This window comes from Vibrio scophthalmi LMG 19158 (assembly GCF_000222585.1).
GTDB classification, from domain to species: Bacteria; Pseudomonadota; Gammaproteobacteria; order Enterobacterales; family Vibrionaceae; genus Vibrio; species Vibrio scophthalmi.
In genome coordinates this window covers 1-11705 of sequence record NZ_AFWE01000128.1, presented here as the reverse complement: position 1 = coordinate 11705, position 11705 = coordinate 1, and the positions used below count along the sequence as shown (strand labels likewise).

The 11705-nt window shown below is 45.3% G+C and carries 14 protein-coding genes; 10 read left to right on the top strand and 4 right to left on the bottom strand.

All coding sequences use genetic code 11. The features are described from left to right. Window positions 1-35: 35 nt before the first annotated feature. Together RH88_RS10400 and RH88_RS10395 are read right to left on the bottom strand one after the other, a co-directional pair. Window positions 36-1136, bottom strand: a complete 1101-nt coding sequence (locus RH88_RS10400) for a PilT/PilU family type 4a pilus ATPase (RefSeq protein ID WP_005595641.1) — start codon at window positions 1134-1136, stop codon at window positions 36-38. Between the two features lie 14 nt (window positions 1137-1150). Next, the gene (locus RH88_RS10395; RefSeq protein WP_005595639.1) at window positions 1151-2182 is read right to left on the bottom strand and encodes a type IV pilus twitching motility protein PilT; all 1032 of its coding nucleotides are present in this window, start codon (window positions 2180-2182) and stop codon (window positions 1151-1153) included. Window positions 2183-2206: 24 nt separating this feature from the next. On the opposite strand from RH88_RS10395, the gene RH88_RS10390 reads away from it, so the two are divergent. From RH88_RS10390 to hemW, 7 genes are read left to right on the top strand one after another with little or no spacing between them, the layout of a single operon-like run. Then, window positions 2207-2923: a YggS family pyridoxal phosphate-dependent enzyme gene (locus RH88_RS10390; protein ID WP_005595637.1), complete on the top strand. Its 717-nt coding sequence runs from the start codon at window positions 2207-2209 to the stop codon at window positions 2921-2923. 50 nt (window positions 2924-2973) lie between these two features. Further along, on the top strand, window positions 2974-3792 hold the full coding sequence (gene proC, locus RH88_RS10385; RefSeq protein ID WP_005595636.1) for a pyrroline-5-carboxylate reductase: 819 nt from the start codon (window positions 2974-2976) through the stop codon (window positions 3790-3792). Window positions 3793-3833: 41 nt separating this feature from the next. Continuing rightward, a complete protein-coding gene (locus RH88_RS10380; RefSeq protein WP_005595634.1) occupies window positions 3834-4391 on the top strand; it encodes a YggT family protein in 558 nt (185 codons plus the stop codon). After that, a complete protein-coding gene (yggU, locus tag RH88_RS10375) occupies window positions 4391-4681 on the top strand; it encodes a DUF167 family protein YggU (protein ID WP_005595633.1) in 291 nt (96 codons plus the stop codon). Before RH88_RS10380 ends, yggU begins: the two co-directional genes overlap by 1 nt. 30 nt (window positions 4682-4711) lie before the next feature. After that, window positions 4712-5143: a DUF4426 domain-containing protein gene (locus tag RH88_RS10370; protein ID WP_005595631.1), complete on the top strand. Its 432-nt coding sequence runs from the start codon at window positions 4712-4714 to the stop codon at window positions 5141-5143. Window positions 5144-5155: 12 nt separating this feature from the next. After that, complete coding sequence (locus tag RH88_RS10365; RefSeq protein WP_005595630.1) at window positions 5156-5752, top strand: XTP/dITP diphosphatase; 597 nt, start codon at window positions 5156-5158, stop codon at window positions 5750-5752. A gap of 3 nt (window positions 5753-5755) precedes the next feature. Continuing rightward, complete coding sequence (gene hemW, locus RH88_RS10360) at window positions 5756-6931, top strand: radical SAM family heme chaperone HemW (protein WP_005595628.1); 1176 nt, start codon at window positions 5756-5758, stop codon at window positions 6929-6931. A 169-nt stretch (window positions 6932-7100) separates the two neighbouring features. On the opposite strand, the gene glsB is transcribed toward hemW, so the two are convergent. Beyond that, window positions 7101-8021: a glutaminase B gene (glsB, locus tag RH88_RS10355; RefSeq protein ID WP_005595627.1), complete on the bottom strand. Its 921-nt coding sequence runs from the start codon at window positions 8019-8021 to the stop codon at window positions 7101-7103. Between the two features lie 137 nt (window positions 8022-8158). Further along, on the bottom strand, window positions 8159-8878 hold the full coding sequence (gene trmB, locus RH88_RS10350; protein WP_005595625.1) for a tRNA (guanosine(46)-N7)-methyltransferase TrmB: 720 nt from the start codon (window positions 8876-8878) through the stop codon (window positions 8159-8161). Window positions 8879-9050: 172 nt separating this feature from the next. Between trmB and mutY the strand changes: the two genes are divergently transcribed. The 3 genes from mutY to mltC all read left to right on the top strand — a co-directional run bounded on the left by mutY (window position 9051) and on the right by mltC (window position 11603). Continuing rightward, window positions 9051-10103 (top strand): A/G-specific adenine glycosylase, encoded by a 1053-nt coding sequence (mutY, locus tag RH88_RS10345; protein WP_005595623.1) that lies wholly within the window; start codon window positions 9051-9053, stop codon window positions 10101-10103. 16 nt (window positions 10104-10119) lie between these two features. After that, complete coding sequence (locus tag RH88_RS10340; RefSeq protein WP_005595621.1) at window positions 10120-10392, top strand: oxidative damage protection protein; 273 nt, start codon at window positions 10120-10122, stop codon at window positions 10390-10392. Between the two features lie 74 nt (window positions 10393-10466). Continuing rightward, entirely contained in the window at window positions 10467-11603 is a 1137-nt protein-coding gene (gene mltC / locus RH88_RS10335; protein ID WP_005595619.1) for a membrane-bound lytic murein transglycosylase MltC, read from the top strand. Window positions 11604-11705 lie beyond the last annotated feature (102 nt).

Sequence of the window (11705 nt, the reverse complement as noted above, 5' to 3'; positions counted from 1 at the left end):
GCTGTGCGCTCGGTTTTTTGTCCATGAGATCCCTATCAATCCATATCAATGGTGATATCAGCAAGAGACCCGCTAGTTAGAGACTCTCCGTGCTCCATTTTAAGCATAATGCGTAAATCATTGGCTGAATCAGCACTGTGCAGCGCATCCTCTTCACTAATTTTGCCATCAACCAGCAACTGAAATAACGACTGGTCAAAAGTCTGCATACCCGTCTGCTGCGATTTCGCCATGGTCGCTTTCACTTCGTGCAACTCACCACGACGGATCAAATCTGCAATACGAGGGCTATTGAGCAGCACTTCAAAAACACCATGTCGACCTTGACCATTTTTATCTCGCAACAACTGCTGAGCAACCACGCCTTTCAGGTTCATCGACAAATCAAATAAGAACTGCTCTTTTTTCTCTTTTGGCACCAAATGTAAAATACGCTCTAACGCTTGATTGGCATTATTGGCATGCAAGGTTGCCATACACAGATGGCCGGTTTCCGCAAACGCCATCGCATATTCCATGGTTTCTCGACTGCGAATTTCACCAATTAAGATCATATCCGGCGCTTGGCGTAATGAATTCTTCAATGCCACTTCATAGCTTTCCGTATCGAGGCCGACTTCGCGCTGAGTCACAATGCAGCGCTGATGCTCATGGACAAATTCAATCGGATCTTCCACGGTGAGAATGTGACCGCTGCGGTGTTGATTTCGATAGCCAGTCATTGCCGCCATGGTGGTTGATTTACCAGAACCAGTCGCACCAACCACCAGCACCAAACCTCGTTTGGTGGTCGCCAATTCTTGCAACACCGTAGGTAGATTAAGTTCTTCACAAGTTGGAATCTTCGTTTCGATACGACGAATTACCGCCCCGGGTTGCTCACGTTGAAAAAAGGCAGAAACACGAAATCGTCCGCAATCTCGCACCACGGCAAAATTCGCTTCACGACTGCGTTTAAACTCTCTCAAACGCTCGCTATCCATTAACGAACTCAATAACGCGAACACCTCTTGCTCACCAAGCTTATCGCCTTGTGGCTGTAATTCACCATCAACACGATAAAGCACTGGAGCGCCAACGGTGATATACAAATCTGACGCTTTTTGCTCACTCATTCCTTGCAGGAAGGCATCCATATTGTTTTGCTCCTTTAGAAATCTAGCGAGCCAATCTTTTGCTCAACCTCAGCTTGATCGACCAAGCCCTTGGCGATCAAAAGTTTGGCATTTTGTTCCATAGTTTGCATGCCTTGAGCCGATCCAGTTTGGATCACTGAATACATCTGCGCGACTTTATCTTCACGGATCAAGTTACGGATTGCAGGCGTCGCCATCATAATTTCATGACAGGCAACGCGACCACCGCCAATACGCTTCAGCAGTTTTTGTGCAATCACTGAACGTAGTGATTCCGAAAGCATAGAACGCACCATGCCTTTTTCACTGCCCGGAAAAACATCAATAATACGGTCAATGGTTTTGGCTGCAGAGCTGGTGTGCAGCGTAGCAAAAACTAAGTGGCCCGTTTCCGCTGCCGTTAGCGCCAAACTAATCGTTTCTTGATCACGCAACTCACCTACAAGAATGACATCAGGATCTTCACGTAAAGCACTACGCAAAGCCGCTTTAAAGCTGCGAGTATCTCGATGTACTTCACGTTGGTTGACCAAACATTTTTGATTGCTGTGAACAAATTCAATCGGATCTTCAATGGTAAGAATATGCTTGTTATGGTTTTGATTAATATAATCAACCATCGCTGCCAATGTGGTCGACTTACCAGAACCCGTAGGGCCCGTCACCAGCACTAAGCCTTTTTCCAAGTTAACGATACTTTCAAATATCGCCGGCGCTTCAAGCTGCTCCAACGTTGGAATTGAGGTAGGAATAGTACGAAAAACCGCTGCACTGCCGCGCGCTTGATTAAACGCATTAACACGAAAACGACCGATATCGGGAAGTTCAAATGAAAAATCAACTTCTAAGTGTTCTTCAAATTCGCTACGCTGAGCATCGTTCATCACTTCAAAAATTAAGCGATGGACTTCGGCATGGCTAAAAGCAGGGATTCCCAGCTTGCGAACTTCGCCATCAATGCGCACCATCGGAGAAACACCCGCAGAAAGATGTAGATCTGACGCATTATGTTTTACACTAAAATCCAGTAACTCAGCGATATCCATTTAAATTCCTTAGTAAAGTAGGCTATGAGTAGTATTCAACAAAACATTGAACAGATCACCTCACAGATCTCTAGCGCACAGCAAAAATGTGGCCGTGTTCAAGAGTCAGTGCAACTTCTCGCGGTAAGTAAAACCAAACCCAATCAAGCAATCCTTGATGCCGCCCTTGCCGGGCAACAGATGTTTGGTGAAAACTACGTTCAAGAAGGGGTTGATAAAGTAACATATTTTTCTGAGCATCAACCTAACCTTGCTATCGAGTGGCACTTTATTGGCCCTATTCAATCCAATAAAACTCGTCCTGTAGCGGAACACTTTGCTTGGGTACACACGGTTGATCGCGCTAAGATCGCTCAACGTTTAAATGATCAACGTCCAAGCGACATGCCGCCGTTGCAAGTACTGATTCAAGTAAACACCAGTGGAGAAGACAGTAAGTCAGGTATTGAAGAGCATCAAGTGTTTGAACTGGCAACGTTGATTTCGACACTACCTAACCTCACATTAAGAGGATTGATGTCAATTCCGGCTAACGTGCCAGATTACGCATCACAATTGCGCGCGTTTAAACAACTTACTGAGCTAAAACAGGCACTGGCTGAACGCCATCCAAACCTCAAGCTCGATACCCTTTCAATGGGAATGAGTGGAGATATGGAAGCGGCAATTGAAGCCGGTAGTACCATGGTGCGTATCGGCACCGCTATTTTCGGCGAGCGCGATTACAGCACTAAAGCGTAGCAATGCAAAATTAGTAAAAAATAACAATATTACCCATTTAGGAAGTCATCATGGAACATAAGAAAATCACCTTTATCGGCGCAGGGAACATGGCGCGCTCTATCATCGCGGGCCTAGTGGCAAGTGGCTATCCGGCAAACTTGATTACTGCGACGGATCCTAATCAAGAGCAACGTGATTTTCTTTCTAACCAATATGGTATCAATACCGAAGCCGACAATGCGATTGCCGCGACACAAGCGGATGTGGTGGTACTGGCGGTTAAACCACAACTGATGGAAGTGGTTGGCCAAGGTATGCAAGGTGTCGACTTTTCGCATAAATTGGTGATTTCGATTGCAGCGGGTATCAGTGCCGAGCGCCTCAACTCAATGTTTGCAGCCGAGCTAAGCCTAGTTCGCGTTATGCCAAATACGCCAGCGCTAGTCAGCCAAGGCATGAGCGGCCTTTATGCTCCTGAAAATGTCTCAACGCAAGATCGTCAATTTGCCGCAGATCTTATGAGCGCGGTAGGCAAAGTATGTTGGGTTGAACAAGAATCAGGGATCAACAATGTTATCGCCGCCGCTGGTAGCGCGCCGGCTTACTTCTTCTTGTTTATGGAAGCGATGCAAGCTGAAGCGATTGCACAAGGTTTTGATAATGAGACTGCGCGCCTGCTGGTACAACAGTCAGCACTGGGCGCAGCCGAAATGGTAATTGCTAACCCACAAATCGAGCTTGCTACCCTACGCGAACAAGTGACATCTAAAGGTGGTACCACCGCTGAAGCAATTCGTACTTTCAATGAGCACCAATTATCGGATATCGTAGCGAAAGCAATGCAAGCTGCGGTTATTCGCGCTCAAGAAATGGAAAAGTTATTTTAATAAGCAGAGCCAATAAGGCTCGATTGATTTAAGGGCAACCTATGAGTTCACTCAGTTTCTTAATTTCTACCGTGTTTGATTTGTACATCATGGTGGTTCTTTTGCGTCTTTGGTTACAAGCAACACGTGCCGATTTTTATAACCCATTCTCACAGTTTATTGTTAAAGCAACTCAACCTGTGATCGGCCCACTACGCCGTGTTATTCCTTCGGTCGGTAGTATTGATTTATCCACGGTACTGTTTGCTTACGTACTTTGTGTGGTGAAATTTGTCGCGGTTATTTTAGTTGCCTCTAACGGCTCTGTTGCCTTCAGTGCTGATTTCTTATTCCTTGGCGCGCTATCACTAGTGAAAGCGGCGGGCGGATTGTTATTCTGGGTGCTGTTACTACGCGCAATCTTGAGCTGGGTAAGCCAAGGCCGCAGCCCGGTGGAATACGTGTTCCATCAATTAACAGAACCAATGCTAGCACCGATTCGCCGTATTCTGCCTGAAATGGGCGGTTTCGACTTGAGTGTGTTAGTGCTGTTCATCGTGCTGCAATTTGCCAACTTCCTTATGGGCGACGTCATCGGTCCGATTTGGTACCAACTATAGTGTCTGTAGCGGTTTGGAAAGAAGGTGAAGACATCGTGCTTCGCCTTTATATTCAACCTAAAGCCAGCCGTGACAAAATCGTCGGCTTGCATGGTGAAGAAGTCAAAATCGCCATTACCGCTCCGCCAGTGGATGGCAAAGCCAATGCGCACTTGTCTAAGTATCTGGCAAAACAATTTAAAGTGGCTAAGGGATTGGTCAAGATTGAAAAAGGTGAACTCGGACGGCACAAACAAGTGCGTATCGTGACTCCCAACCAGATCCCTGCTGAAATTGAAGCCATCCTATGATGGCTTTTTATTTATCTCAGGAATATCACAATGACAAAGTATCTCATCGCTTTACTCGCATGCGTTCTATCACTGCCAAGCATCGCCGGTCAGTTCACTACCATCAAAGATGTTGAAGTGCACTACTCAGCATTTAATTCAACCTTTCTTACCCCTCAAGTCGCCCGTAGCTACCAACTAAAACGCAGTGGCTACTCCGCCATTTTAAACATCAGCCTACTCGACCGTTCGCAACTAGGTAAGCCCGCTATCAGCGGCAAACTGACTGGTACGGCAAAAAATTTAATTGGCCAAACTCGCGAGCTAAACTTTAGGAAAGTAGAAGAAGGGGATGCGATATACTATTTGGCTGAATTTGCCATCACTGAAGAAGAAACTATTCGCTTTAATATCGAACTCGACGCTGGCAATAAAGGCAAAGGCACTTTAAAGTTCACCCAAAAATTTTATGTTGAAGAGTAACTAGGATAGAGCATGAGCAAGATTGTATTAGCGACAGGTAACCAAGGTAAGGTACGTGAAATGGCCGACCTATTGGCCGATTTTGGTTTTGACGTATTTGCTCAAAGCGAATTTAACGTCATTGACGCCGAAGAAATCGGTACCACCTTTATCGAAAATGCGATCATTAAAGCACGTCACGCAGCAGCAGAAACTGGCCTAGCGGCGATTGCTGATGACTCCGGTCTTGAAGTCGATTATCTACAAGGTGATCCTGGCATTTATTCTGCTCGTTACGCAGGCGAAGATGCGAGTGACCAAGATAATATAGATAAGCTACTTAAAGCGATGGTTGATGTGCCAGCAGAGCAACGTACTGCACGTTTTCACTGTGTTTTAGTCTTTATGCGCCATGCGGCAGATCCAACTCCTATCGTGTGCCATGGTAAATGGGAAGGTCGTATTCTTACTGAAGCTCAAGGTGAAAACGGCTTTGGCTACGATCCGATTTTCTATGTTCCTGAAGACGATTGCTCATCTGCCGAGCTTGAACCGACGCGTAAAAAGCAGCTTTCACATCGTTCAAAAGCGTTGCAAAAACTCTTTGCTGCGTTATCTGAGCAGCGCTAATTTATGCATCTAATTCCACCAGCACTCAGCTTGTACATCCATATTCCGTGGTGCGTACAAAAATGCCCTTATTGCGATTTTAACTCTCACGCGTTAAAAGAGCAGATCCCAGAAGATCACTACATTGATGCCCTACTGGAAGATCTTGATCGGGATATCAGTAAGTATCAACTTAACGATGCTCCAAGGCCTTTGCATTCGATATTTATTGGAGGTGGCACGCCAAGCCTGATCTCAGCCCAAGGCATTGAGCGTTTGCTCAAAGGGGTTGAACAGCGCATTCCATTTAAGCCCGGAATCGAAATTACCATGGAAGCAAATCCAGGAACGGTTGAAGCAGAACGATTTGCGGGTTACAAAGCGGCTGGCGTAACTAGAATTTCAATTGGTGTACAAAGCTTTGCTGAAGAAAAACTGGTGAGCCTTGGCCGAATTCACGGAAAACAAGAAGCGCTCAATGCCGCCAATTTGGCTCATCAAATTGGCTTAGACAGCTTTAATCTTGATTTGATGCATGGCCTGCCAGATCAAACCATCGATCAAGCATTGGCTGATTTAGATCAGGCGATTGCATTGAATCCACCGCATTTGTCTTGGTATCAACTGACCATAGAACCGAATACCATGTTCTATTATAAGCAGCCGACCCTGCCTGATGATGATGAATTGTGGGATATCTTTGAGCTTGGCCATCAAAAATTGACCGAGGCCGGTTATGTTCAATACGAAATTTCTGGCTATAGCAAAGTGGGTTATCAATGCCAACACAATCTTAATTACTGGCGCTTTGGTGATTACCTTGGCATCGGTTGTGGTTCGCACGGTAAATTGAGTTTTAGTGATGGACGCATTATCCGCACCACCAAGGTTAAACATCCACGCGGCTATCTCGCCGCATACCAAAACTTGGTGAAACCCTATTTAAGCGATGAAGTGGAAGTGGCGGCAGAAGATCGCCCGTTCGAATTTTTTATGAACCGCTTCCGCTTAATCGAATCATGTCCAAAGCAAGATTTTATCGATACCACAGGCTTACCATTGAGTGCGATTCAATCCACCATTGATTGGGCGCTAGAGCAGCAATACCTCTCGCAAACCGAGACGCATTGGCAGATCACCGAGAAAGGTAAGCTGTTCTTAAATGATCTATTGGAAGCGTTTATGGCGGAAGAAGAGTAAACACCAAAAACTGAGAAGAGAGATTTAGAGCCGTTGTATTAACGTCAATCGAAAATTTCAGAAACGAAAAGGGTCAGCAAATGCTGACCCTTTCACTATTCATGCGACTCAATAAAACCCACAGCGAGCGCTTCTCGATTCTCCGATCTAAACTCTCGTATATTCTTGGCTAAAAGATCGAACGACCAATTCGCTCTGAAAGCAATTCGAGTGCATAGGTGCCAGCTAATGAGTTGCCCGAAGCATCAAGCTCTGGTGACCATACTGCAATCGTCATCTCGCCCGGTACGATCGCGATAATCCCACCACCGACACCGGACTTACCCGGCATACCAACACGATACGCAAACTCACCCGCGCCATCATACAAACCACAGGTTGCCAGCAGAGCATTTAACTGTTTGGTTTGCATTGGCGTAATGATCTGCTTACCCGTTTGTACCGACACGCCTTTATTGGCGAGATAGCTAAATGTTTTTGCCAAATCGACACAGTTCATCTTCAACGCACAAGCATGAAAATAGTTATTCAGCACCGGAATCACTTCATTTTCAAAATTACCAAACGCACGCATCAAGTAGGCGATAGCTGCATTTCTATCGCTATGCATCATTTCTGACGCCGCTACGACCTTGTCGTAAACGATATGACTTTCACCTGATAACTGACGCACAAAATCCAAAAGACGCTGTCTCGGCGCAGATAGACGGCTGTGGAGCATATCCGCGACGATAATTGCACCAGCATTGATAAATGGATTGCGCGGAATGCCCTGTTCCATCTCAAGCTGGATCATTGAGTTAAATGCTTGGCCAGACGGCTCTTTACCAACACGAGTCCAAATTTCTTCAGGCTTATAGAGAGACATAGCAAGCGTTAAACTGAGCGCCTTAGAGATCGATTGAATCGAAAATCCCTCGTCGGCATCACCCGCTTTAATCACTTCACCTTGGTTGGTATAGACCGCGATCCCGAGCTTTGTATGTGGCACTTTTGCCAAGGCTGGAATGTAATCTGCGACTTTCCCTTGTCCTATTAAAGGACGAACTTCTTCCAAGATGTCCGCCAGAATCTCATATGTTGGTTTCATCATGACCTGCTTGTGCTTGTAGTCTGAACCCGTAATTTTGGGGATGGTAAGGTCAAAAAAGCCAACATGATAATGTTGGCTTATTGTCTATATTCTATACCTAGTTAGGCTAAGTATAGGGAGGTATTAAATCGCTATTACGCTGTGCGTTTGTATTTAATATCCCAAACGCCGTGACCTAAACGGTGGCCGCGCGCTTCAAATTTAGTCAGTGGACGCTCATCCGGACGAGGGATGTAATCACCATCAGTGGCAATGTTAGCAAAACCTGGCGCTTGGTTCATCACTTCAACCATGTGCTCTGCGTAGTTCTCCCAGTCTGTTGCCATGTGGAAGATACCCTCTTCTGGCTTCAGCTTTTGACGCACCATTTCAGCGAAATCAAGTTGAACGATACGACGCTTGTGGTGACGCTTTTTGTGCCATGGGTCTGGGAAGAACAGTTGCAATGTGCTTAGGCTGCCATCTGGAATCATGTTCTCAAACACTTCAACCGCATCATGGCACATTACACGTAGGTTGGTAATGCCAGCTTCGCGAGCGTCAGAGAGACATGCACCCACGCCAGGACTGTGCACTTCAATACCAAAGAAGTTTTTCTCAGGAGCATTTTTAGCCATTTCAACTAATGATGCACCCATACCGAAACCAATTTCCAATACTACAGGATTGTCATTACCGAACACTTCTTGCCAATTAAGCAGCGTATCTTGGTAATCGATACCCATCGTTGGCCAGCAATCTTTCATTGCACTTTCTTGACCTTTGGTTAGACGACCCTCACGGCGCACAAAGCTACGTATTCTGCGGATCAACTTACCTTCGTCATTGTATTCGTTAGTAGTCACTTCACTCATGATTTTGCCTGTTTAAAAATTGGTCTCGATACAAAGGGATTGTGATTATCCAAAGAATCGTCATTGGTGCAAGCATTTCCGAATAAAACCACATACTTTATCGGTTGTACTTTACCCACAATCTGTGATGCAATTTTAGCCCAATATCGAATAAATAATAAATGAGCACGTCGTGACGCCTTTTGCCCAAGCCATTTTGCAATGGTATGACGCTTATGGAAGGAAAACCCTTCCATGGCAACAAAACAAAACTGCCTACAGTGTTTGGCTGTCGGAAATCATGCTACAACAAACCCAAGTGGCTACCGTTATTCCTTACTTTGAGCGCTTTTTAACGCGCTTTCCAACGGTAATCGATTTGGCCAATGCCGAACAAGATGAAGTACTTCACCTATGGACCGGCCTTGGTTACTACGCGCGTGCTCGTAATCTACATAAAGCCGCGCAAATCGTTGCCAACGACTATCACGGCGAGTTTCCAACCGATATTGAAGCGCTCAATGCGCTACCAGGAATTGGCCGTTCAACGGCCGCAGCGATCCTCTCCTCCGTCTACAAACAACCGCATGCCATCTTAGATGGCAATGTGAAGCGCACTCTAGCTAGAAGCTTTGCGGTAGAAGGTTGGCCAGGACAAAAAACGGTTGAAAATCAACTCTGGCAATTCGCCGAGCAGCACACCCCGAAACAAGATACCGATAAATACAATCAAGCGATGATGGATATGGGCGCCATGGTTTGCACTCGCAGTAAGCCGAAGTGTACCTTGTGCCCGATTGAAAAGTTGTGCCTTGCTAACAAGCAAGGTAACCCACTCGATTATCCGGGTAAAAAACCGAAAAAAGAGAAGCCAGTGAAAGAGACTTGGTTTGTGATGTTGCATTACAAGGGCCAAGTCTGGCTAGAGCAACGTCCACAATCAGGGATTTGGGGCGGCTTATTTTGCTTCCCTCAGCATGATAATTCCGAAATCACACCGCAATTAGAGCGGTGCCACATTGATCCTTCACAGATCATTAGCCAGCAAACTTTGATCGCATTTCGCCATACCTTTAGCCATTACCATCTCGATATTACGCCGATTTTGCTGGATCTATCAAAACAGCCTGACGTGATAATGGAAGCCAACAAAGGTCTTTGGTATAACTTATCTCAACCAGAAGAAGTTGGCCTTGCTGCCCCAGTAAAACAATTACTGCAAAGCTTGCCTCATGAACTTCGCTAGTCAAAAGGAATCTAATATGAGCCGCACTGTATTTTGTGCTCGACTACAACAAGACGCTGAAGGTCTTGATTTCCAACTTTACCCAGGAGAGTTGGGCAAAAGAATTTTCGACAATATCTCAAAACAAGCATGGGCTGAGTGGCAACAGAAACAAACCATGTTAATCAATGAGAAGAAACTGAACATGATGGATCCAGAGCACCGTAAGCTCCTGGAGACGGAGATGGTTAACTTCCTATTTGAAGGCAAAGACGTTCATATTGAAGGTTACACACCGCCAAGCGCATAACGTTAAGCCCATCGAAGTGAAATGGCACCGCAGTTTTCTACGGTGTCATTTTTGTATTTGTAGTTAGGATACTCATGAGAAAACTCATTTACTTTTTTACCACCTTAATGCTGGTCGGCTGCAGCCGTGAATTCGTCGAGAGCTTTTACGACGTAAACTATGAGCCAACCAACCGTTTTGCCAAAAACTTGGCACAACTGCCCGGTCAATTTCAAAAAGATACTGCTGCGCTCGATGCGCTAATTAGTAGCTTTTCAGGCAATATCGAAAAACGCTGGGGAAGCCGTGAAATCAAAGTTGCGGGTAAAAATAACTACGTTAAATACATTGATAATTATCTCAGTCGCTCTGAAGTTGATTTTCAGAAAGGCACTATCATCATTGAAACCGTTTCTCCTACGGATCCTAAGCTGCATCTAAAAAATGCCATCATGACGACACTGTTAACACCTGATGATCCCGCTAACGTCGACCTGTTCTCTTCAAAAAGTATCACTTTAGAAGGGCGTCCATTTTTGTATCAACAGGTGGTCGATCAAGATAACAAAGCGATTCAATGGTCTTGGCGTGCTAACCGCTTTGCCGACTATTTGATTGCCAACAAGCTAAAAGTCAAAGACGTCGATTTTAAGAAAGCCTACTACGTCGAAATCCCTCTGGTCGAAAACCAAGTGGAGATCCGTAGCTATCAATACGCCGACATCGTGCGTCGTGCGTCGCAAAAATATGATATTCCGGAAGACCTGATTTACGCCATCATCAAAACCGAAAGTAGCTTTAATCCTTATGCGGTGAGCTGGGCGAATGCCTATGGTTTAATGCAAGTGGTACCCAAAACCGCCGGCCGCGACGTATTCAAGTTAGTCAAAAAACGCTCTGGTGAGCCAAGCCCAGAATATTTGTTCAATCCGGAAAACAATATTGATGCGGGAACCGCTTACTTTTACATCTTAAAAAATCGCTATTTGAAAGATGTACAGCATCCACTAACGCTTGAGTACACCATGATCTCCGCCTACAACGGTGGTACTGGTGGTGTTTTAAACACTTTTAATCGCAACAATCGAAAACAAGCAATGAACGACATCAATTCTTTGCAACCTAATCAGGTTTTTTGGGCGCTCACCAATAAACATCCCAAAGCAGAAGCGCGTCGTTACCTAGAAAAAGTTACAAAATTCAAAAAGGATTTTAACTCTGGCAAAACCTAACGGTGACTTTCGCACAAAAACCGAGCAAACAATCGTTATTTTGAAATTATTTTCAAAAACACGTTGACGGATGACCTGAAAATCCGTTTAATACGCTCCGTT